The sequence below is a fragment of the Flavobacterium soyae genome, from assembly GCF_045348165.1.
GTDB classification, from domain to species: domain Bacteria; phylum Bacteroidota; class Bacteroidia; order Flavobacteriales; family Flavobacteriaceae; genus Flavobacterium; species Flavobacterium soyae.
Genome location: NZ_CP150845.1, coordinates 1,146,945 through 1,169,062 on the forward strand (window position 1 = coordinate 1,146,945; position 22,118 = coordinate 1,169,062).

Genomic DNA, 22,118 nt, shown 5'->3' on the forward strand with positions numbered 1-22,118 from the left:
GAGTTGTCTAACAGCCAGATTAAACATATAGCCGTCATGAGACTATCCGCAATGGGAGATGTCGCCATGACGGTTCCTATTTTACGTGCTTTTGTAAAGCAATATCCAACGGTGAAACTGACCGTTATTTCGCGTCCTTTTTTTAAACCTTTTTTTGACGGAATCCCGAATCTTGAGTTTTTTGCTTTTGATGAAAAAGAAAGACACAAAGGTTTTACCGGGCTTTTACGATTATTTAACGATGTAAAAAAACTCAAAATAGATGCTTTTGCAGATCTTCATAATGTGTTACGATCAAAAGTGGTGAGTTTGCTTTTTGCTTTAAGCGGAAAAAAAAGAGCAACCGTTGATAAAGGCCGTGAAGGAAAAAAAGAATTAACTAGGGCAGAAAACAAAATTTTCAAGCAGTTACCAACCATGTTCGAAAGACATGCAAAAGTATTTGAAGAGCTTGGTTTTCCTGTAGATTTATCATCCCGAAACGTCGGGATTGAATTTCCTAAGAAAGCAGTTTTTGGTGCAGAAATCACAGATTTGGTTGGAGAAAATTATCAAAAACTGATCGGGATTGCTCCTTTTGCCCAATACGATTCTAAAGTTTATCCTTTAGATTTAATGAAGGAAGTAATAACAAAACTGGCAGAAAATAAAGATTATACAATTTTACTTTTTGGAGGAGGAAAAAAAGAAATTGAAATTTTGAATTCACTTTCAGAACCTTTTAAAAACGTAATAAACGTTGCCGGAAAAATTAAGTTTCAGCAGGAATTAAAATTAATAAGCAATCTTGATGTAATGCTTTCTATGGATTCTGGAAATGCGCACATTGCAGCAATGCTTGGAGTAAAAGTCATTACGCTTTGGGGCGCAACACATCCTTATGCCGGATTTTTACCTTTCAATCAAAGCTTAGAAAATGCTTTAACTTCAGACAGAAATCAATATCCAAAACTGCCAACTTCTGTTTATGGGAATAAAGTTGTAGAAGGTTACGAAGATGCGATGAGAACGATTTCTCCAGATGAAGTTGTTTCTAAAATAAAAAACCAATTATAATATATTATTGTCAGACTGAGCGAAGTCAAATTCTTCTGAGCATATAAGTCCTTCGATTTCGCTCAGGGTGGCAAAAAGCAAGAATTAAGGTTAAATAAAAAATTCCAAATTCCAACGTTACAATTGGAATTTGGAATTTTTTTATTGGAATTTCTTATAAATCCAGAAAAAGATATCCCAATGCTTTCTTTTTGTTTTTATCAACCACAACTTTAACAAAATGATTTTCTTTTTCAGTAGTTAATAAAATGTATTCAAAATCATTGGTTGAATTTCTGTACACTTTATGTATCAATTCAGATTCTTTGATTTTTTTCGATAAAATTTTAGCCGCTTTTAATTCACTTACATAAGGCCAAATATTAAAAAAGCTATCATTAGAGATTGATATTTCTGTCATTCCCTCATTCTTTGAGCAATCATACTTTTCTTTTGAAAGTAGTTTAGGAGCTTTTCTTTTTTTTCTTTTTTTGATTACGAAGTAGAGACAAAAAAGAGAAGTTATTACAAAAAGTAATATAAAAGTTAGACGGAGGTAGTGATGCATTGCCATAATATTGAATGTTTTAAAAACGTGTTGACAAGTCTTAAGTACACTACTAATATACTAAATTTCAAGCATGTTTTTTAAAAATAACCCAATAATCTAAATGCTTTTTTGTGTATTTCTTAAACCAGAAAAGTATACTTCCAAAATTTTAAACCTGATAAAAGAAATAACTCACAAAAAAAAATTCCAAATCCCAATAGTAAAATTGGAATTTGGAATTTTATATTTTAGAATTTAACAGACTAAACGTCGTCGTAGTCAATATAAATAGTATCTGAAGTTGGGTGTGCCTGGCAAGTTAAAATTAAGCCTTCAGCAATTTCACTATCAGTTAAAATAGAATTTTTTGTCATTTCAGCTGTACCGGCAGTAACCCTTCCTAAACAGCTGCTGCAAATTCCGCCCTGACAAGAGTAAGGAGCATCAACGCCATGTTTTAGAGCGGCATCAAGAATGGTTTGTTTTTGAGACATCTCAAAAGTAACTTCTTCATCATCAACTAAAACTGTAATTTTTGTATGTCCTTCTAATGAAGTTTTAATTTCATTTTCCTGAGAAGAAGTAGTAAAAAGCTCAAATTTAATAGCAGATTCTTTTACGTTTTTTTCTTTCAAAACATTCGAAACTGTATTGATCATTTCTTCAGGTCCGCACAAATAAAACTTATCAAATGCTAATTCTTTGTGTTTGTTGTTCAATACAAAATTCACGGTTGATTTTTCGATTCTTCCAAACAATGCATTTTCAACTTTCGCCTGGCTGTAAACATAATGCACAAAAAAACGGCCAACATACTGTAGTTGTAAATCGTGTAATTCCTGATGAAAAATAGTTGCTTCAGGAGTTTTGTTTCCGTAAACCAATACAAATGAACTTTTTGGCTCATTCTTTAAAACTGATTTTAAGATAGAAAGTACCGGAGTGATTCCGCTTCCGGCAGCAAACGCCACATAATTTTTTTGTCTCTCAGTATCAGGCTCAAAAGTAAATTTTCCTTCCGGATGGCCCACTTCAAGAACATCTCCTGCTTTTAACTTTGTATTGGCAAACTGAGAAAACAAACCGCTTTTTACGGCTTTAACCGCAATTCGCAATTCGCCGCTTTCCGGTGCAGAGCAAATAGAATAAGCACGACGAATTTCTTGATTATCAAGCGTTAATTTTAAATTTATGTATTGTCCGGCTATAAATTTATAGTCTTGTTTAAGTTCTTCTGGAACATTAAAAAGTATTGAAACAGCATCGGCAGTTTCACGTTTTACCTCTTTAATTATAAGTTTTAAGAATGAAGGCATGATTTAATTTTTTTGCAAAAGTAGCAAACCATAAGTAATTGACACTTACTAAAATATTTTTTTTAACTTTTTTTGTAACGTTTTCCTACATTTGATCTCTTACTACAAAAATCAAAACCAATTAACCATGATTAAAAAGTTTATTTATCTCGAATGGAAAGCCTTTATCAGGTCGGCATCATTTGGTAAAAATCTGGCAATGAAAATTATAATGGGATTTTTAATGATCTATTTTTCATTAATTTTTATTGCAATGGGTATTGGCGCATTTTATATTCTTAAAGAAATGCATCTTGAACCATTAGTAACCGTAAACCGATTTCTGATTTATTATTTTCTTTTTGATTTAGTAATTCGTTTACTGCTGCAATCAATTCCTGTTTTGAACATAAAACCATTATTAGTTTTACCTTTTAAAAAACCCGTAATTGTTCATTTTTCATTGGGCAAAACCGTTTTGTCCTTTTTTAATTGGGTTCACGCTTTATTTTTTGTTCCGTTTTCAGTTGTTTTGGTAATAGAAGGATATGATATAACAGCTATTATTTTTTGGAATCTGGCAATGCTTTCTTTCATCTACATCAACAACTTTTTAAATATAATTTTAAGTAATATCGATAAATTATTTGTTGTTTTTGTTGGATTAATTCTTGTTTTGGGCGGTGCGCAATATTACAAATTGTTTGATGTTACAACTTTTACAACTCCCTTTTTTCAAGGACTTTATACTATAAAAGGATTATTCTTAATTCCTGTTTTAGTATTGACAGGTTTGTATATTTTTAGTTATAAATTCCTCAAAAAAAATCTATATCTCGACGCCGGGCTTTCTGTAAAAGAAGATGTTGCAGTCACAGAAAATCTTTCGTGGCTGAATCAATTTGGAACTTTGGGAACTTTCCTTAAAAATGACATTAAACTTATCAAGAGAAATAAAAGATCAAAGACAACTATTTTTATGAGTGTTCTCTTTTTATTTTATGGATTTTTGTTTTTTGGAAATACGCACCAGCCGCCTGTAATGCACATTTTTGCTGGAATATTTGTTTCCGGTGGATTTTTGTTTGTCTTTGGGCAGTTTGTACCAAGCTGGGACAGTTCATATTACCAATTAATGATGACCCAGAATATTCCGTATCGCGGTTACATCACTTCAAAATGGTGGCTTATTGTTATCGCTACTTTTTTCTCGACAATAATTGCATCGTTTTATTTGTTTTTTGGCTGGGAAATTTACCTGACAATTGTAGTTGGAGCGATTTACAATATTGGAGTTAATTCACATTTGGTTCTTTTAGGCGGCGCTTTTACCAAAACGCCAATTGATTTAAGCAATGCCGGCGGTGCTTTTGGAGATAAAAAAGCGTTTAATGTAAGTGCGATGTTATTAACGCTCCCAAAAATTTTACTGCCTTTGGCATTGTATGCAATCGGACTTTATTTAAATAACAAAAACCTCGGATTAGCCTTAGTTGCCGGCGCGGGCGTTTTAGGTTTTATTTTTAAAGACAAGGTTTTTTCTTTAATCGAAAAAAGATATAAAATCGAAAAGTACAGTACAATAAATGCTTATAAACAAAAGAGTTAATTAGAGAATCTGTCAATTTGATAATGAGATAATTTTATCAGATAGAAATCTAAAATCAACAATCCAATATCTAAAATTACACCATGATACAAGTAAATCAACTTTCAAAAAAATATAACGGTACTACAGTTTTAAATATTCATAATCTTGAAATTCCAAAAGGGCAGAGTTTTGGATTGGTAGGCAACAACGGAGCAGGAAAAACAACTTTTTTCAGCTTACTTTTAGATTTAATCCAGCCTTCGACAGGAAATATAACAAGCAATGATATTCAGGTAAATACGAGTGAAAACTGGAAATCTTTTACAGGTTCTTTTTTAGATGAAAGTTTCCTGATTGGCTATCTGACTCCCGAAGAATATTTTTATTTTATTGGAGATTTACGCCATCAAAATAAAGCTGATATTGATGCATTGTTAGCCAGACATGAAGAATTTTTTAATGGAGAAATTTTAAACAATAAAAAATACCTTCGCGATTTATCTAAAGGAAATCAAAAGAAAGTTGGAATTATTGCAACACTTATTGGAAACCCTGAAGTAGTAATTTTAGATGAACCTTTTGCAAATTTAGATCCAACAACAGTGAGCAGGTTAAAGAAAATTATTAAAGAATTAGCTGAAAATCCAAACGTTACCGTTTTAGTCTCGAGCCACGATTTACAACACACCGTTGAGGTTTGTGATAGAATAGTTGCCCTTAATAAAGGTGAAATTGTAAAGGATATTCAAACCTCAGAAGAAACCTTACAAGAACTGGAATCTTTTTTTGCCGTATAAGTCCCTAAAGTTTCAAAAAAGAAGTGTATTTTTACAAGTCATTATACTAAAAATGCTTTTTAGAAGTTAATGCTTTAAAATCAGTTCTATTGAAAAAGAATACTCTTAAATATAGTTTTTTTCTCACATTTTTTCTCTTTTTGATAGCATGTTCTACCAAGAATAATACTTTTGTGAACAGAAATTCTCACGCTTTAAGTACAAAATACAACATTTTGTATAACGGAGGAATTGGTCTTGAAAAAGGACTGCTGTCTATTCAGGCCAACAATCAGGATAATTTCTGGAAACTGCTTCCAATTGAAAAAATGCAGTTTGATGAAAATTTTTCGGAAGGATCTAAAACAAAAAATCCTGATTTTGAAAAAGCAGAAACAAAAGCAACAAAAGCAATTCAAAAACACTCCATGAATATTGGAGGAAGAGAAAGAAACTATCAAATAGATGAAGCATATTTAATGCTTGGAAAAGCCAGATATTATGATCAGCGTTTTATTCCGGCCTTAGATGCATTCAATTATATTCTTTACAAATATCCAAATAGCAGCAATATTTACACTGCTAAAATCTGGCGCGAAAAAACCAATATGCGTTTAGGAAATGATGCGATTGTGGTTAAAAACATTAATTTGTTATTAAAGAAAACAGATTTAGATAAACAGACATTTTCGGATGCCAATGCTTTATTGGCCGAAGCTTTCCTAAATTTAGAAGAAAGAGACAGTGCCGTTGCCAAACTTAGAATTGCAGAAGAATTTTCAAAAATAAATGAAGACCGCGCCCGTTATAAATTCATCTTAGGGCAGATGTATCAGGAAGTTGGAAATAAAGACAGTGCAACATATTATTATGATGGTGTGATCGACATGAATCGCAAAGCCAATAGAAAATACATGATGCACGCTTATGCAAAAAAAGCACAGATGTACGATTATGAAAAAGGCAACGACACCATATTTTTAAAAATCTATAATAAGTTAGTTACAGATCGTGAAAACCGACCTTATTATGATGTTCTTTTTTATGAAATGGGAGTTTTCTATGATAAAAAGAAAGACAATGAAAATGCATTAAAATTCTACAATAAATCTTTAGGCAGAAAATCTACAGATCCCTACTTAATGGCATCGGCTTATCGAAATATTGGAAACATGTATTTTAAAAATACAGATTATACAATGGCTGCTAAGTATTATGACAGTACATTGACAAAGTTAGACCCAAAAACAAGAGAGTTTACTTTTATCGAAAAAAACAGAAAAAATCTTGACAACGTAATTAAATACGAAGGAATTGCAAAACGAAACGACAGTATTATTAAAGTATATGGACTGCCAGATACTGAAAGAAAAATTTACTTTGAAAATTATATAGCAGAACTTAAAAAGAAAGATGAAGCTAAACGAATTCAGGAAGAAAAAGAAAAAGAGAAGTTAGCTAATATTGACCGAAACACAAATGCATCGAATGCGCCAACGGCAGTAAATCCGAATTCATTAGGCAAACCTATAGATCCAGATGACGGAATAAGACCTCCATCTGGAAATGATGCCACAGCAAGTACTTTTTATTTTTACAACCCAACAACAGTTGCCTATGGAAAACTGCAGTTTAAAAAAATGTGGGGTAACAGAACGCTTGGCGGAAACTGGAGACTGGCCACAATAAAATCGGCAAATGATGCAGCGATGCTCAATGACAGTATAAATGAAGCAGAGGCTGCTAAATTGAAAGACACAGTTGTTATAGAAAAGTATACAACTGCTTTTTATGAAAAACAGCTTCCGAAAACACAAACAGCAATGGACAGTATTGGTAAAGAACGCAATTTTGCCTATTATCAATTAGGTCTTATATATAAGGAGAAATTTAAGGAATATAAATTGGCAAGTGATAAACTGGAACAATTACTTAAAAATAATCCTGAAGAAAAATTGGTGCTTCCGTCGATGTATAATTTGTATAAAATCTATCAAATTACTGATCCGGAAAAAGCAGCAAAAATTAAATCAGACATAACAACAAATTATCCAACTTCGAGATATGCTCAGATTTTGAATAATACAAATGCTGATGATATAGCGTCACCCGAAAAGGAATACCAAAAATGGTATAAACTATTTCAGGAAGAAAAATTCGATATTGTCTTAGATAATATCGATAATTTAATCAATCAATATTCCGGAGAAGATATTGTTTCTAAATTTGAATTACTAAAAGCAAACACTTTAGGAAAAGTCAACGGATTAGAAGCCTATAAAAAAGGTTTAGAAAACGTGGCAGATAATTACCCAAATAGTGAAGAAGGAAAAAATGCCAGAGAAATTCTTGAGAAACAAGTTCCAACTTTAGAAAGACTTAGTTTTACAACTGTAGATAATAAAAACTGGAAAATTTTATATTTAATTCCTAATAATGATTCTAAAACGCTTAAACAAATTGAAGAAGCTATTAGAGTATTTTTGTTAGTCGAAAATTTTGAAAGATTAACAACTTCCTTTGACAAATATAATAGAACACAAAGTTTTGTGGCTATTCATGGTTTAAAATCAGAAGCATATGCCAATGATGTTGCGGGAGTTTTGAGAGATGATAAAAAATATAAAATTGTACATCCGGCAATAATTATGTCAACGGATAATTACAAAGTGGTTCAAATTAAAAAGAACCTAGACGCCTACCTCGCCCCAAAAAACCCATAATATAATGTTTGACAAAGTAAAAAAAAACGGAACAGAACTTTTAGGAAAAACAAACCGAATTGTTGAAGGAACCTCTATTGTAGGAGACATTGTCTCAAAAGCTGATTTTAGATTAGACGGCGAATTGATTGGAAATTTCACCTCGCAGGGAAAATTAGTGATAGGCGCAACAGGTGTAATAAAAGGAGAAATCATTTGTAATAATGCTGATATTGAAGGAGAATTTCATGGAAAAATTAAAGTTCTCGAAATCCTTAATATTAAAGCATCGGCAAAAATTCACGGCGAAGTTGCCGTTGGAAAACTTTCTATAGAGCCGGGAGCAGAGTTTACAGCAACATGTACAATGCTTACTCATAATAAAGAAGTAACGGTAAAAGATGGAAAAGGATCCGAATAAAAAACAAAATAATAAATGGATAGCCCTCATAAATATTCCTATTCAAATGGGGGTTATTATTTTTATATTTAGTTACTTTGGCACCTGGCTAGACGAAAAATATTCTAAAGGAGGATCACTTTGGACAATTGTACTTTCATTATTCTCTGTTTTTTTAGCTTTATATAACGTTATCCGGCAAGTTAAAAACTTAAATAAATAATGAATAGATCCGTAGATTTCCTGAAGTATTTTGTTCCCTTTTCGATAGTATTGTTTCTAATACAGTTCTTTCTAATGCAATCGTTATCTGAAAAGATTACCTTTTTTTACTCAGCTTGGAGTATCTATCTATTTAATATTGTGACTACAGTTCTTATTTATCTTGTTCTTACTTTTATAAATAAGAATTTCTCAACCTATACCGGTTTTTCCTTCCTTGGTCTTAGTTTCTTTAAGATGATGGCTGCTATTGTTTTTTTAATTCCATTTATAAAATCGGATGTTTCTAATCCTATAATAGATGTGACTGCTTTTTTTATTCCTTATTTTTTGTTTTTGCTTTTCGAAACATACTTTACAATTAGACTTATTAATAAGAGCTAATTGCTTCATTCTTAAATATATTGCAATTTAAAATTGTATTAATAAAAATTATATTGATATATTTTCAGTTTTAAATTAAAAATGTACCTTTGCAAAAAATTTTTGAAACCTAAATTTAGATACAGTTTTAATAATGATAATTTCAAATAAACCAGTCCAGTACTTATTAGTTACCTTATTAGCACTTACTTCGTCGATAAATTTCGCTTCAACTTCAGTTGATAGTGTTTCTGTTGAACACAAAAACGTTGAAGTAACAGAAGAAAGCCATGCAGCAGCAAGTGCTCATGGAGAAACTGTTGGTCACGAAATCGAAAAAGAATTTAATGCAAGTGAATTAATTAATTCGCATATTGGAGATTCTCATGATTTTCATATCGCTGACTGGGATGGTCATCCAATTTCTTTTAATCTGCCAGTTATTTTATGGACTAAAAACGGATTGGAGATTTTTTCATCAGAGAAATTTCATCACGATAATTTAGGTCATCATGTAGTTGATGCCAACGGTCAAAAATTAGTTCGTTATAAAGAAGTAATTTTTTATGCTGATAAATTCGAAGAATTGTCACAAGAAGAAAGAGATAACGGAGCTTTTGCTTTTGATGCAAGACCTTTAGACTTTTCTATCACAAAGAATGTTTTTTCAATGTTAATGTCTGCAATTATTTTGTTCTTCGTATTTTTTGCTGTAGCAAGATCATATAAGAAAAATGAAAAAGCACCAAAAGGATTAGCAGGATTTTTAGAGCCGTTAGTTACTTTTGTTAGAGACGAAATCGCTATTCCAAACATCGGAACAAAAAAATACGGTAAATATATGCCGTATCTTTTGACAATCTTTTTCTTTATCTGGATTAACAACCTTATTGGGTTGATTCCATTCTTTCCATTCAGTTCTAACTTAACAGGAAACATCTACTTTACTTTTGTAATGGCATTTATTACTTTTGTAGTTACTACTTTAAGTGGAAATAAATCTTACTGGGGGCACATTTTCAACACACCAGGAGTTCCTGTGTGGTTGGCTCCAATTATGATTCCGGTAGAACTTATCGGGATGCTTACGAAGCCATTTGCATTAATGATTCGTTTATTTGCAAACATTACTGCTGGGCACATTATCATTTTGAGTTTAGTTTCTTTAATTTTTATATTTAAAACAGTTGCAATTGGTCCTGTTTCTGGAGCGTTTGTATTGTTCATGAGTGTATTAGAAATGCTAGTTGCTGCTTTACAAGCGTATGTATTTACATTGCTTTCAGCATTATTTATTGGTCAGGCTGTTGAAGAGCACGATCATCATTAATCAGAGTTTTATTAATTATTAACTATATAAATTTATTATTATGGTATTAGCTGGAATCGGAGCTGGATTAGCTGTAATTGGTGCAGGTCTTGGTATTGGAAAAATTGGTGGTTCTGCAATGGACGCTATTGCTCGTCAACCAGAAGCTGCTGGAAAAATCCAGACTGCTATGATTATTGCTGCTGCACTTATTGAAGGGGTTGCTCTTTTCGCAGTAGTTGTTGCGTTAATCGCAAAATAATTAAAATCTAGAACTTCCTGCAGCGGTTGGCTTCAGGAAGTTTTTTTAAAAAACTATAAATAATTTTTAAACATATAATGTTATGCAATTAACTTCACCGGAAAGTTTAATTTTTTGGACAACAATTATCTTCATTGTTTTCTTCATTCTTTTAGCAAAATTCGCTTGGAAACCAATATTAGGTGCCGTAAAAAGCCGTGAGGAATCTATTAATAATGCTTTAGCATCTGCTGAAGCTGCTCGCAGAGAAATGGAAAATTTAACTGCAGATAACGAACGTATTTTAAAAGAAGCTCGTGCAGAGCGTGATGCTATGCTGAAAGAAGCGCGTGAAATGAAAGAACAAATCATTGCTGATTCAAAAAACGAAGCTCAAGAGCAAAGTCAAAAATTAATCGCACAGGCTAAAGCCGCTATTGAAAGTGAAAAAAATGCTGCAATGGCAGAATTAAAAGCACAAGTTTCGACTTTATCATTAAGTATCGCTGAAAAATTATTGAAAGAAGAATTATCTAATAAAGAATCTCAAACAAAATTAGTTGAGAAAATGTTAGGTGATGTAAAGTTAAACTAAGATTATGGCAAGTACAAGAGCAGCAATTCGTTATGCAAAAGCAATTCTAGACTTAGCAAACTCTAAAGGTGTTGCCGAAGCTGTCAATAACGATATGAAATCGATTGCATCAACAATTGAAAATAACGAAGAATTAAAAGCATTTATCGAAAACCAAACAACTAAAGTTGAAGTTAAAGAAAGTGCTCTTTTAGAAGTTTTTGCAAATGTAAATGGTGTAACAAAAGGTTTATTTCATTTATTATTTGAAAATAAAAGATTCGAAATTCTAAATGCAATTGCAGTAGAATATAATAAATTATTTGATGAAAGTAATGGTGTTGAGACAGCAAAAGTTACAACAGCAATCCCAATGGATGAAGCTTTAGAAGCTAAAGTTCTGGAAAAAGTTGCAACTTTATCAGATAAAAAAATTACAATTGAAAATATAGTAGATCCTTCTATCATTGGCGGATTTATTTTGAGAATAGGAGATAATCAATACAACGCTTCTGTTGCAAATAGATTACAAGTATTAAAAAGAGAGTTAAGTAATTAGTTTTATTACACATAAAAAGTGTCTAAATTATAAATTAAGATGGCGGAAATCAAACCTGCTGAAATTTCAGCAATATTAAGAAAGCAAGTAGAAGGTTTTGAATCTGGTGCTACGCTAGAAGAGGTAGGAACAGTACTTCAAGTTGGAGATGGTATTGCTCGTGTTTACGGGCTGTCTAATGTTCAATATGGTGAGTTAGTAGAATTCGATAACGGTATGGAAGGTATCGTATTGAACCTTGAAGAAGATAACGTTGGTGTGGTACTTTTAGGACCATCAACAGGAATCAAAGAAGGATCTACTGCAAAAAGAACTCAACGTATTGCTTCTCTTAAAGTAGGTGAGCAAATGGTAGGACGTGTAGTTAACACTCTTGGTTTTCCAATTGATGGAAAAGGACCAATCGGTGGAACTTTATACGAAATGCCATTAGAAAGAAAAGCACCTGGTGTAGTATTTCGTCAGCCAGTAACTGAACCATTACAAACTGGAGTAAAAGCAGTTGATGCTATGATCCCGGTAGGTCGTGGACAACGTGAGCTTGTAATTGGTGACCGTCAAACAGGTAAATCAACTGTTTGTATCGATACAATCTTAAATCAAAAAGAATTTTTTGATGCAGGAAAACCTGTATTCTGTATATATGTTGCAATTGGACAAAAAGCTTCAACTGTAGCAGGAATCGCAAAAATGTTAGAAGAAAAAGGAGCAATGGCTTATACAGTTATCGTTGCTGCAAATGCTTCTGATCCAGCTCCAATGCAAGTTTACGCTCCTTTCGCAGGTGCTGCAATTGGAGAATACTTTAGAGATTCAGGTCGTCCGGCACTTATCGTGTATGATGATTTATCTAAACAAGCTGTTGCTTACCGTGAGGTTTCTCTTTTATTAAGAAGACCACCGGGACGAGAGGCTTACCCTGGAGACGTTTTCTACTTGCACTCTCGTTTATTAGAGCGTGCTTGTAAAGTAATTGCTGATGACGGAATTGCTAAAAGCATGAACGACTTACCAGATTCTATCAAGTCTATCGTAAAAGGTGGTGGTTCTTTGACCGCTTTACCAATTATTGAAACTCAGGCTGGTGACGTTTCTGCATATATCCCAACAAACGTAATTTCGATTACTGATGGTCAGATTTTCCTTGATGGAGATTTGTTCAATTCAGGGGTTCGTCCTGCAATTAACGTAGGTATCTCTGTATCTCGTGTTGGAGGTAATGCTCAAATTAAATCAATGAAAAAAGTTTCAGGAACTTTAAAATTAGATCAAGCTCAATTCCGTGAATTAGAAGCGTTTGCTAAATTTGGTTCTGACTTAGATTCTGTTACTTTAAACGTAATTGAAAAAGGAAAAAGAAACGTTGAGATCTTGAAACAAGGTTTAAACGATCCTTATACAGTTGAAAATCAAGTAGCTATTATTTACGCTGGTTCTAAAAACTTATTAAGAAACGTTCCTGTAAATAAAGTAAAAGAATTTGAAGCTGATTTCTTAGCTTACTTAAACAGTAAACATAAAGATACGCTTAACGCGTTGAAAGCTGGTAAATTAGATGACAACATTACTGATGTTATCGAAAAAGCAGCAAAAGAAATTTCAGCAAAATATAACTAATTAGATAATTGGTAAATTAGATAATTAGAAAATGACTTATCATTGTTCTGATTATCTAATTTTCAAATTGTCACATTTTCTAATTAATAGATGGCAAATTTAAAGGAAATCCGTAATAGAATTACTTCCGTTTCATCGACGATGCAGATTACATCGGCTATGAAAATGGTTTCTGCTGCAAAGCTTAAGAAAGCACAAGATGCAATCACTGCAATGCGCCCTTATGCCGAGAAATTAACGGAGTTACTGCAAAATCTTTCTGCTGCACTTGAAGGTGAAGTAGGAGGAGATTACACTACACAACGTGAAGTAAAAAAAGTATTGCTTGTTGCTATAACTTCAAACAGGGGTTTGTGTGGCGCATTCAATTCAAATGTTATTAAAGAGATTAAGAATCGTACCGATTTTTATGCAGGAAAACAAGTTGACGTTTTTGCTATTGGTAAAAAAGGAAATGATGCTTTAACTAAAACGCATAAAGTTCACGGTCATCATAATGCAATTTTTGATAATTTAACTTTCGAGAGTGTTGCCGGAATTGCTGATAATTTGACTGAAAAATTCTTATCTGGAGAATATGACAGAATCGAATTAATCTACAATCAATTTAAAAATGCTGCGACTCAAATTGTTCAAACAGAGCAGTTTTTGCCTTTAGCACCGCTTAAATCTGATGCAGCAGTTTCTACTGGAGATTATATTTTTGAACCTTCAAAAGAAGAAATTGTTTTGACTTTAATTCCTAAGTCTTTAAAAACGCAATTATACAAAGGTATTCGTGATTCATTTGCTTCAGAGCATGGTGCACGCATGACAGCTATGCATAAAGCAACTGATAATGCGACAGAATTAAGAAACCAATTGAAATTAACTTACAACAAAGCACGTCAGGCAGCTATTACAAACGAAATTTTAGAAATCGTTGGTGGTGCAGAAGCTTTGAATGGATAATTAATTCATTGATATATAAAAAAATGAGGCTGTCTCAAAAGTGAGGCAGCTTTTTTTGTGGCATAAAAAAAGGAAAGCTTTCGCTTTCCTAATTCTTGCAATTTGATTAAATTGCGGTGTGTGTATAGCTTCAAAAGTAGTCTTTAAAGATTACATTCCCAACCAAAATGTGCTTTTTCCTCCGAATTTATCGGAGCTGATTGATAGTAAGCACCCTGTAAGAGTAGTCTCTGGCATCGTTGATGGTTTAGATTTAACAAGTTTAATGCGCAATTACAAACCAGGAGGCACTTCAAGCTACCATCCTAAAATGCTTTTGAAAGTGTTGGTCTATGGTTATTTGTGCAATATTTATTCAAGCCGAAAACTTGAACAGGCCCTTAAAGAAAATATCCATTTTATGTGGCTCAGCGGTATGAGCCAGCCGGATCACAATACGATCAATCGTTTTAGAAGTCAACGTCTAAATGGGCAGATTAAAGAAATTTTTACCCAAATTGTTCTTTTGCTAGAAAGGGAGGGCATCGTAAGCCTTAAGACTGCCTTTGTTGACGGCACAAAGATTGAAGCCAATGCCAACCGCTACACTTTTGTATGGGGGAAGGCTATTAAAAAGAGTAAAGAACGTATTGAACAACAGCTGGAAGAACTTTGGAATTATGCACAGAGTGTAGCCAAAGAAGAACTCAAAAATACAGAATCTGTTGATTTTAGGGCTATTGATAAAGAAAAAGTAGAAGCTGCAATCAACACGATCAATGCAGTTTTGAAAGAGAAAAAAGTTCCTTCGAAAGTACGCCAGAAGCTCAATTATGCCAAAAAGAACTGGCCAAAGAACCTTGAAAAGTACAAACAGCAAGAAGAAATTCTTCAAAACAGAAACTCGTTCTCCAAGACCGATACCGATGCCACTTTTATGCGCATGAAAGAGGACCATATGCTAAACGGCCAGTTAAAACCGGCTTACAATCTGCAGATCAGTACCAATAAGCAGTTCATTCTGCACTACAGCCTGCATCCGAATCCTACTGACACAAAAACGCTTAGCCCGCATATTGATAGTTTTGAAAAATCATACAAAAAAGTTCCCAAAGAGTTAGTTGCCGATGCTGGCTATGGTTCGCAGGAAAACTACAACTTGTTAAAAGCCAGAAAAATAAAAGCCTTTGTTAAGTACAATTATTTTGACAGAGACTGCAAAACCAAACAGGTGACCGCCTCGCAAAACAATCCTGAATTGGCTCAAATAAGGCAAAAGGCATTTGATTTACTTAAAACAAAACGGGGAGAACAGCTCAGAAAGCAAAGGTGTCATGATGTAGAACCCGTATTTGCCCAGATCAAGCACAATAAAGGATTTAAACGATTTATGCTTCGAGGACAAAACAAGGCCGAGGTAGAAATCGGATTGCTTTCTATTGCCCATAATTTACAAAAGATGGCACTTGCAGGGTAAAGACAATCCGTTCTTGCCTAAAAATCGGTCAAAAAATCGGAAAATCATCTTTAAAGCCGAATTCCGAAAAACCGAATTAATTTTTTATAGCTATCTTAATTTTTTATAAACGAAAAGAAGCTGTCCTTTTGAGACAGCCTCATTTTTTTTGGAAGTTTTCTTTTTTAAGAATATATCTATAAACAAGAAATTTTATAAAATGGTGATTCTCAATTTACCCAAAAACTGAGAATCAATACCATTTTATAAAATTATTGACACAGATTTTATCACTCTGTTGCTTTGTTTTTCATGGGAACAAACTAGCTTTATTAATCCCAGTGCTCTGTTTTTTTAAGGGTTACATTTCAGCAGAATCAATCCCTTTGCTTTGTTTTTCATGGGAACAAACTAGCTTTATTAGTCCCAGTGCTCTGTTTTTTTTTAGGGTTACAATACAGCAGAATCAATCCCTTATGCTTTGTCTTTTATGGGAACAAACAAGCTTTATCAGTCCCAGTGCTTCCTTTTTTATGAGGGTTGTATCTAGCTTTCTCAATCCCTTTGTAACAAATTTAAGAAAGACCATTAAAAAAAAGTTACATAATTTTCGGCTTTAATTTATATATTTCACATGTTAGGGTGTTGTTAATTATATAACTCGCTTAAAAAAAATAATTAATTTTGACCTCTATTTCTATCACAATGGCTTTACAAATACGCGAATTTACTACGATTGACGAAATGCTGGCTCAAATTGACACCATTAGATTTTTATATCCCAACTTAACTTTAGAAAAATACCAATCATTTCTTTCTGAAATGGTTCCACATAATTACATCCAGATTGGAGTTTTAGAAAATGAAGTTTGTTTGGGTATTACAGGATGTTGGTCAGCAACCAAATTATGGACAGGAAAATATCTCGAAATTGACAATTTTGTGGTAAATCCAGAATATCGCTCTAAAGGAATTGGAAAAATGCTTACGGATTATATTGAACAAAAAGCACTAGACTTAGACTGCAGCAGTATTGTTCTTGACGCTTTTACGGGAAATTTTGGGGCACATAGATTTTATTATAATCAGGGATATGGCCCAAAAGGTTTTCATTTTGTGAAAGTTTTAGACGAAAATAAATTAACACATTAAAATTATCGCTAAGTTTTTTTATTGAACCGTCAAAAACACTAATAAAACCAAAGAATTGGTTATTTTTGTTTTGCGAACTTTATTACTAATTATTTTGGGATTATATAAAAATCTATTCAAACAAACTGCAATTTATGGACTGGCAACCGTTTTACCACGAATGCTCAGTTTTTTATTGGTCAGATTATATACAGGTATTTTACCGACCGCCGAATATGGCGAAGTTTCAATCGTTTTGTCTTGGATGGTTTTCTTTAACGTAGTTCTTTCTTATGGAATGGAAACCGCCTTTTTTAGATTTTATAGTGCCGAAGAAGATAAAAAAAATGTAATCGCCACTTCTACAATATCAATATTTTGGTCGTCAATTGGATTCTTATTTGCGGCTTTAATTTTTAGAAATACCCTGGCAAACTGGGCTGAAGTTGATGCGCAGTACATTACTTATTCTGTTTGGATTTTAGTTTTAGATGCATTGGTTTTAGTACCGTTTTCAAAATTAAGAGCTAATCAAAGGCCAATGGTTTATGCAGCTATTAAAATTGGAAACGTGGTAATTAATTTACTGCTGAATATTTTCTTTTTACTGTATCTGCCAAAACTTGCAGCTTCACATCCTAATTCGGTTTGGGATAATTTATATGTAGAAAATTTCCAGATTGCCTATATTTTCATCGCTAACCTGCTGGCAAGTTTAGCAACTTTCATTGTACTTTCTCCAAATTATCTTTCGCTTGGGCGAAAATTTGATCCCATACTTTGGAAAAAAATGATGAAATACGGTCTGCCAATTTTAGTTGCCGGACTTGCATTTGCAGTTAATGAACATTTCGATAAAATCTTATTAGGATATTTACTTCCTGAAAATCTTGCAAAATCAGAAGTTGGAGCATATTCTGCCTGTTATAAACTAGGTTTATTTATGGTTTTGTTTGCAACCGCTTTTAGATTAGGAATTGAACCTTTCTTTTTCAGCCATGCAAAAAACGAAAATGCACCGCAGACTTATGCCGTAATTACAAAATATTTTGTGATTTTGGGCTCACTGATTTTATTAGGAGTTATTGTTTTTGCAGACATTCTTAAATATCTTTTATTAGACAATAAATCCTATTGGGAAGCCATGAAAGTAGTGCCGTTAATTATTCTGGCAAACTTCTTTTTAGGAATTTACAACAACCTGTCAGTTTGGTACAAACTAACAGACCAAACAAAAATTGGTGCCTATATCTCAATTGTTGGAGCAATTGTAACCTTGGTTTTAAATTACTTTTTAATTCCAAAATACAGTTATTACGGTTCAGCAATTGCAACAATTTCTGCCTACGGAAGTATGATGTTAATATCGTATGTTTTAGGAAACAAATATTATCCTATTCCATACGACATGAATAAAATTTCGGCTTATTTAGGAATCTCAATTTTATTTTCTGCCATTTCTTTTTACGGATTTAGAGAAAATTATTTCGTTGGAATTCCATTATTGTTAGGCTTTATGTACTTTGTTTATCACAACGAAAAAGACACAATCAAAGGAATAATGAATAGAAAGTAAAAGTGCTTTTTTAATCTTTTATAATAAAAATGAAAATACAAATTATCAATAAATCACAACACGATTTACCAAATTACGAAACAATTGCTTCTGCAGGAATGGACTTGCGTGCCAATATTATAGAACCAATTACGTTAAAACCTTTAGAAAGAACAATTGTAAAAACCGGACTTTTTATTGAATTGCCAATTGGTTACGAAGCACAGGTTAGACCAAGAAGCGGTTTGGCTGCAAAAAAAGGAGTTACCGTTTTAAATTCTCCGGGAACCGTCGATGCTGATTACAGAGGTGAAATAGGAGTGATTTTGGTAAATTTATCAAATGAAGAATTTGTAATTGAAAACGGAGAAAGAATTGCGCAGTTAATTATAGCCAAACACGAAAGAGCAGAATGGGTTGAAGTTGAAGAACTAACAGAAACTTCAAGAGGAGCAGGCGGATTTGGAAGCACTGGAGTGAAATAAGTTTCCAGTTTCAGTCGCAGTTTACAGTTTTTTTGATAAGGCTGTAGAACTTCAGTAAATTTTAAAAATTAAAACTTGAACTAACCAAACTGAAGATTTTTTTAATCTTCCCACATAAAATAAAAATAGATGAAAATAATCGTTCCAATGGCGGGTCGCGGATCAAGACTTCGTCCACATACATTAACAGTACCAAAACCATTAATTCCGGTAGCAGGAAAATCTATCGTTCACCGCTTAGTAGAAGATATTGCAAAAATATTAAAAGAACCAATTGAGGAAGTTGCATTTATTCTTGGAGATGAGGCATTTTTTGGAGATGATGTTGTCGCAAGTTTACAAGATTTGGCACAAGGTTTAGGAGCAAAAGTCTCAATTTATCGTCAGGATTTACCTTTAGGAACCGGGCATGCTATTATGTGTGCAAAAGAATCGTTATCTGGGCCAGCGGTTATTGCTTATGCTGATACTTTAATTAGAGCCGATTTTGAATTAGATCCAGCAGCCGATGCTGTAATTTGGGTAAAACAAGTCGATCAGCCGGAAGCTTTTGGTGTTGTAAAATTAAATCAGAATAATGAAATTATAGAATTGGTTGAAAAACCAAAAGAATTTGTTAGTGATTTGGCTGTGATTGGAATTTATTATTTTAAAGAAGTTGGAGATCTGAAAAAAGAGCTTCAGGGAGTTTTAGATAATAACATTCAAAATGGAGGTGAATATCAAATCAACGACGGCATCAAAGCCATGATGGCTAACGGTAAAATTTTCAAAACCGGAAGTGTTGACGAATGGATGGACTGCGGGAACAAAGATGTTACTGTTGAAACCAACAGTAGAATGTTAGGATTTTTGCATAATGATGGAGAACATTTAGTCGATTACGATGTAACTTTAGAAAATGCAACAATCATTCCTCCATGTTATATTGGTGAAAATGTTGTGCTGAAAAATGCAACAGTTGGACCAAATGTTTCAATAGGAAAAGGCTGCCATGTAATCGACAGTTCTATTAAAAATAGCTTAATACAGACTTATTCTCAAATAAAAAATGCTAACTTAGATAATGCTATGATTGGAAATCATGTTAGTTATGATGGAAAATTTACAAGTATTAGCATTGGAGATTATTCGGTTTTAGAATAAAAAAGAGATTTGTAAAAAAATGAAAAAAAGGATTTTGATAATTTTATTTTTTGCTTTACTAAGCAATTCAGCTTCGGTTTTCGCACAAACGGAGCCAGAAGATATTGCTTTAGCACCAGATGAATACCAAGATGCTTTTTACGAATCTTTGAAACAAAAAGGGATCGAAAACTACGATAAAGCAATAACATCTTTAGAAAAATGTATAAAAATAAAGCCTTCAGATGCTGTCGCTTATTTTGAACTTGGAAAAAATTATCTGGCATTAAAAGAATATCAAAATGCTCAAAAAGCATTTGAAAAAGCCACACAGCTAAATCCAAAAAACAAATGGTATTGGTTAGGAATTTACGATGTAAGTTATGAAACCAAAAACTATCCTCTGGCGATAGAAACGATTCAAAAAATCATTGTTTTTGATGAAGAATATAAAGACGATCTTATTTCGTTATATATGCTTACAAATCAATACGATAAAGCGCTTGTGACGATTAACGAAATGAATGATAAATTCGGAAAATCAGAAGATCGTGATCGCTATAAAACACAGATTTTATCACAGGGGAAATATCAAAACGCTGAGATTTCAAATTTAATTGATCAAATTAAAAAGAATCCGAAAGAAGAATCAAATTATGTAAATCTGATTTTTTTATATTCAAAATCAGAAGAAACAGATAAAGCTTTAGAAGTTGCAAAACAATTGGCAAAAGAAATTCCAAATTCTGAATGGGGACAAGTAAGTTTGTTTAAAAGTTATTTAGATGCAAATCAGGCAGACAAAGCCATTAAGTCGATGAATGTAATTTTGTCAAGCTCAAAAATTGATTCAAAAATTAAACATCGAACTTTAAATGAGTTTTTGATTTATGTAAATAAAAATCCGCAATATGCTCCGGATTTAGAAAAAGCCATTTCTTATTTTGACAATGATAAAGATGTTGACGTTGCTAAAGAAATTGGAAAATTTTATCATAGTAAAAACCAGTTTGAGAACGCTATTAAATATTACGAAAAAGATTTAATTGCCAATTCAGACACAGATCGTGAAACTAACTTGCTTTTGCTTGATGCTTATGCTCAGGCAAAACAATTTGCACCAATGACAAAAAGAGCTATGACGATGATCGAAGTTTATCCAAGCCAGCCTCAATTTTATTATTATGCAGGTTTGGGAAGCAATCAGCTGCAACAATTTAAAAACGCAAAAACCGTTTTAGAAATGGGACTTGATTATGTCGTTGATGATAAAAAATTAGAGGCAAATTTTAATATTCAATTGGGAGAGGCATATAATGGATTAGGAGATGCTAAGAAAAAAGAGGAATACTTTTTGAAGGCAAATGAATTATTAAAACAAAAGAAGTAAGGAGAAATTAAGATGAAAAAATATATTGCAATTGCATTAATGCCGGTTTTTATGATTTCATGTAAATCAAAAGCCGTCGTTGTTCAAAACAATAATACTACCGAAGTTGTCGCAAAAAAAGACAATAAAGCAATCGAAAAACATTACGAAAACAAATTAGATTTTTCGACTTTAAGTATAAGAGCAAGCGCAAGATATGAAGACGAAAAGCAAAGTCAGAATGTTACAGCCGATATAAAAATCGAGAAAGATAAACAGATTTTAATAAGTGTTAGATTCTTAGGAATAACAATGGCAAAAGCTTTAATAACGCCAACAGTTGTAAGTTATTACGAAAAAATAAACGGCACTTATTATGAAGGGGATTTTAGCAGTTTGAGTAAATGGCTGGGAACGGAATTAGATTATAATAAAGTTCAGAATTTATTGATTGGAGAAGCTTTTGATGATTTAAGAAAGGGAGATTATACACAGACAATTGTAGAAAATCTTTTTCGTTTAGAAGATCAAAAAGAAGAGAATATTAAAAAAGCATTTTATTTAGATCCGGAAAAATATTTGCTTCAAAAAGAAGAGATTTCGCAGCCATCTGAAAACAGAAAATTAGAAATTAATTATTCAGATACTAAAACTTTCAATCAGGGAACTATTCCAACATCATTAGTAATTAATGCGTTGCAGCCAAAAGGAACAACCAATATTAATTTGAATTATAATAATATATCATTTAATGAAGAACTTTCTTTTCCGTATAGTGTGCCGAGCGGTTATAAAAAAGTTTTAATTAAGTAAATTTGTAAAAAGATAAATAG

General features: G+C 32.6%; 21 protein-coding genes. 19 read left to right on the forward strand and 2 right to left on the reverse strand.

Features of this window, described 5'->3' with window-relative positions; translation table 11 throughout:
* Window positions 1–36 precede the first annotated feature (36 nt).
* Window positions 37–1,056, forward strand: a complete 1,020-nt coding sequence (locus tag AABD74_RS05060; protein WP_406844859.1) for a glycosyltransferase family 9 protein — start codon at window positions 37–39, stop codon at window positions 1,054–1,056.
* A gap of 154 nt (window positions 1,057–1,210) precedes the next feature.
* On the opposite strand, the gene AABD74_RS05065 is transcribed toward AABD74_RS05060, so the two are convergent.
* Together AABD74_RS05065 and AABD74_RS05070 are read right to left on the reverse strand one after the other, a co-directional pair.
* Complete coding sequence (locus AABD74_RS05065) at window positions 1,211–1,609, reverse strand: hypothetical protein (RefSeq protein ID WP_406844860.1); 399 nt, start codon at window positions 1,607–1,609, stop codon at window positions 1,211–1,213.
* 239 nt (window positions 1,610–1,848) lie between these two features.
* A complete protein-coding gene (locus tag AABD74_RS05070) occupies window positions 1,849–2,901 on the reverse strand; it encodes a 2Fe-2S iron-sulfur cluster-binding protein (protein WP_406844861.1) in 1,053 nt (350 codons plus the stop codon).
* Between the two features lie 127 nt (window positions 2,902–3,028).
* Here AABD74_RS05070 and AABD74_RS05075 point away from each other — a divergent pair, with 127 nt between their 5' ends.
* The 18 genes from AABD74_RS05075 (at window position 3,029) to AABD74_RS05160 (ending at window position 22,098) form a co-directional block, all read left to right on the forward strand.
* Window positions 3,029–4,489, forward strand: coding sequence for a DUF5687 family protein (locus tag AABD74_RS05075; protein ID WP_406844862.1), 1,461 nt, complete (start codon window positions 3,029–3,031; stop codon window positions 4,487–4,489).
* An 83-nt stretch (window positions 4,490–4,572) separates the two neighbouring features.
* A complete protein-coding gene (locus AABD74_RS05080) occupies window positions 4,573–5,268 on the forward strand; it encodes an ABC transporter ATP-binding protein (protein ID WP_406844863.1) in 696 nt (231 codons plus the stop codon).
* 89 nt (window positions 5,269–5,357) lie between these two features.
* Window positions 5,358–7,970 carry a tetratricopeptide repeat protein gene (locus tag AABD74_RS05085; protein ID WP_406844864.1) on the forward strand — a complete coding sequence of 871 codons (2,613 nt, stop codon included), beginning with the start codon at window positions 5,358–5,360 and terminating at the stop codon, window positions 7,968–7,970.
* A 4-nt stretch (window positions 7,971–7,974) separates the two neighbouring features.
* Window positions 7,975–8,370, forward strand: coding sequence for a polymer-forming cytoskeletal protein (locus tag AABD74_RS05090; RefSeq protein WP_232679676.1), 396 nt, complete (start codon window positions 7,975–7,977; stop codon window positions 8,368–8,370).
* Window positions 8,351–8,572 carry an AtpZ/AtpI family protein gene (locus AABD74_RS05095; RefSeq protein WP_406844865.1) on the forward strand — a complete coding sequence of 74 codons (222 nt, stop codon included), beginning with the start codon at window positions 8,351–8,353 and terminating at the stop codon, window positions 8,570–8,572. The genes AABD74_RS05090 and AABD74_RS05095 overlap by 20 nt, the downstream gene beginning before the upstream one ends.
* A gap of 516 nt (window positions 8,573–9,088) precedes the next feature.
* On the forward strand, window positions 9,089–10,264 hold the full coding sequence (gene atpB, locus AABD74_RS05100; RefSeq protein ID WP_406844866.1) for a F0F1 ATP synthase subunit A: 1,176 nt from the start codon (window positions 9,089–9,091) through the stop codon (window positions 10,262–10,264).
* Between the two features lie 40 nt (window positions 10,265–10,304).
* Entirely contained in the window at window positions 10,305–10,505 is a 201-nt protein-coding gene (gene atpE, locus AABD74_RS05105) for an ATP synthase F0 subunit C (RefSeq protein WP_031453874.1), read from the forward strand.
* A gap of 82 nt (window positions 10,506–10,587) precedes the next feature.
* The gene (locus AABD74_RS05110; protein WP_406844867.1) at window positions 10,588–11,079 is read left to right on the forward strand and encodes a F0F1 ATP synthase subunit B; all 492 of its coding nucleotides are present in this window, start codon (window positions 10,588–10,590) and stop codon (window positions 11,077–11,079) included.
* A 4-nt stretch (window positions 11,080–11,083) separates the two neighbouring features.
* Window positions 11,084–11,617, forward strand: coding sequence for an ATP synthase F1 subunit delta (atpH, locus tag AABD74_RS05115; protein ID WP_406844868.1), 534 nt, complete (start codon window positions 11,084–11,086; stop codon window positions 11,615–11,617).
* A 39-nt stretch (window positions 11,618–11,656) separates the two neighbouring features.
* Window positions 11,657–13,234 (forward strand): F0F1 ATP synthase subunit alpha, encoded by a 1,578-nt coding sequence (atpA, locus tag AABD74_RS05120; RefSeq protein WP_406844869.1) that lies wholly within the window; start codon window positions 11,657–11,659, stop codon window positions 13,232–13,234.
* 90 nt (window positions 13,235–13,324) lie between these two features.
* A complete protein-coding gene (gene atpG / locus AABD74_RS05125; protein ID WP_232679663.1) occupies window positions 13,325–14,185 on the forward strand; it encodes an ATP synthase F1 subunit gamma in 861 nt (286 codons plus the stop codon).
* A gap of 124 nt (window positions 14,186–14,309) precedes the next feature.
* Window positions 14,310–15,641 (forward strand): IS1182 family transposase, encoded by a 1,332-nt coding sequence (locus AABD74_RS05130; protein ID WP_406845617.1) that lies wholly within the window; start codon window positions 14,310–14,312, stop codon window positions 15,639–15,641.
* A 684-nt stretch (window positions 15,642–16,325) separates the two neighbouring features.
* Entirely contained in the window at window positions 16,326–16,772 is a 447-nt protein-coding gene (locus AABD74_RS05135; protein WP_406844870.1) for a GNAT family N-acetyltransferase, read from the forward strand.
* A gap of 94 nt (window positions 16,773–16,866) precedes the next feature.
* Window positions 16,867–18,327: a lipopolysaccharide biosynthesis protein gene (locus tag AABD74_RS05140; RefSeq protein WP_406844871.1), complete on the forward strand. Its 1,461-nt coding sequence runs from the start codon at window positions 16,867–16,869 to the stop codon at window positions 18,325–18,327.
* Window positions 18,328–18,356: 29 nt separating this feature from the next.
* Window positions 18,357–18,791 (forward strand): dUTP diphosphatase, encoded by a 435-nt coding sequence (gene dut, locus AABD74_RS05145; protein ID WP_232679656.1) that lies wholly within the window; start codon window positions 18,357–18,359, stop codon window positions 18,789–18,791.
* A gap of 129 nt (window positions 18,792–18,920) precedes the next feature.
* Window positions 18,921–19,937, forward strand: a complete 1,017-nt coding sequence (locus AABD74_RS05150) for a sugar phosphate nucleotidyltransferase (protein WP_232679654.1) — start codon at window positions 18,921–18,923, stop codon at window positions 19,935–19,937.
* 19 nt (window positions 19,938–19,956) lie between these two features.
* Window positions 19,957–21,306: a lipopolysaccharide assembly protein LapB gene (locus tag AABD74_RS05155; RefSeq protein ID WP_232679652.1), complete on the forward strand. Its 1,350-nt coding sequence runs from the start codon at window positions 19,957–19,959 to the stop codon at window positions 21,304–21,306.
* A 12-nt stretch (window positions 21,307–21,318) separates the two neighbouring features.
* Window positions 21,319–22,098, forward strand: coding sequence for a DUF4292 domain-containing protein (locus AABD74_RS05160; RefSeq protein ID WP_232679650.1), 780 nt, complete (start codon window positions 21,319–21,321; stop codon window positions 22,096–22,098).
* Window positions 22,099–22,118: the final 20 nt, after the last annotated feature.

What these genes read in the sequence shown, in the direction of transcription:
- AABD74_RS05060 (WP_406844859.1), top strand. Translation starts at nt 37, where the DNA reads ATGAGACTATCCGCAATGGGAGATGTCGCCATGACGGTTCCTATTTTA.
- AABD74_RS05065 (WP_406844860.1), bottom strand. Translation starts at nt 1,609, where the DNA reads ATGGCAATGCATCACTACCTCCGTCTAACTTTTATATTACTTTTTGTA.
- AABD74_RS05070 (WP_406844861.1), bottom strand. Translation starts at nt 2,901, where the DNA reads ATGCCTTCATTCTTAAAACTTATAATTAAAGAGGTAAAACGTGAAACT.
- AABD74_RS05075 (WP_406844862.1), top strand. Translation starts at nt 3,029, where the DNA reads ATGATTAAAAAGTTTATTTATCTCGAATGGAAAGCCTTTATCAGGTCG.
- AABD74_RS05080 (WP_406844863.1), top strand. Translation starts at nt 4,573, where the DNA reads ATGATACAAGTAAATCAACTTTCAAAAAAATATAACGGTACTACAGTT.
- AABD74_RS05090 (WP_232679676.1), top strand. Translation starts at nt 7,975, where the DNA reads ATGTTTGACAAAGTAAAAAAAAACGGAACAGAACTTTTAGGAAAAACA.
- AABD74_RS05095 (WP_406844865.1), top strand. Translation starts at nt 8,351, where the DNA reads ATGGAAAAGGATCCGAATAAAAAACAAAATAATAAATGGATAGCCCTC.
- atpB (WP_406844866.1), top strand. Translation starts at nt 9,089, where the DNA reads ATGATAATTTCAAATAAACCAGTCCAGTACTTATTAGTTACCTTATTA.
- atpE (WP_031453874.1), top strand. Translation starts at nt 10,305, where the DNA reads ATGGTATTAGCTGGAATCGGAGCTGGATTAGCTGTAATTGGTGCAGGT.
- AABD74_RS05110 (WP_406844867.1), top strand. Translation starts at nt 10,588, where the DNA reads ATGCAATTAACTTCACCGGAAAGTTTAATTTTTTGGACAACAATTATC.
- atpH (WP_406844868.1), top strand. Translation starts at nt 11,084, where the DNA reads ATGGCAAGTACAAGAGCAGCAATTCGTTATGCAAAAGCAATTCTAGAC.
- atpA (WP_406844869.1), top strand. Translation starts at nt 11,657, where the DNA reads ATGGCGGAAATCAAACCTGCTGAAATTTCAGCAATATTAAGAAAGCAA.
- atpG (WP_232679663.1), top strand. Translation starts at nt 13,325, where the DNA reads ATGGCAAATTTAAAGGAAATCCGTAATAGAATTACTTCCGTTTCATCG.
- AABD74_RS05135 (WP_406844870.1), top strand. Translation starts at nt 16,326, where the DNA reads ATGGCTTTACAAATACGCGAATTTACTACGATTGACGAAATGCTGGCT.
- dut (WP_232679656.1), top strand. Translation starts at nt 18,357, where the DNA reads ATGAAAATACAAATTATCAATAAATCACAACACGATTTACCAAATTAC.
- AABD74_RS05150 (WP_232679654.1), top strand. Translation starts at nt 18,921, where the DNA reads ATGAAAATAATCGTTCCAATGGCGGGTCGCGGATCAAGACTTCGTCCA.
- AABD74_RS05155 (WP_232679652.1), top strand. Translation starts at nt 19,957, where the DNA reads ATGAAAAAAAGGATTTTGATAATTTTATTTTTTGCTTTACTAAGCAAT.
- AABD74_RS05160 (WP_232679650.1), top strand. Translation starts at nt 21,319, where the DNA reads ATGAAAAAATATATTGCAATTGCATTAATGCCGGTTTTTATGATTTCA.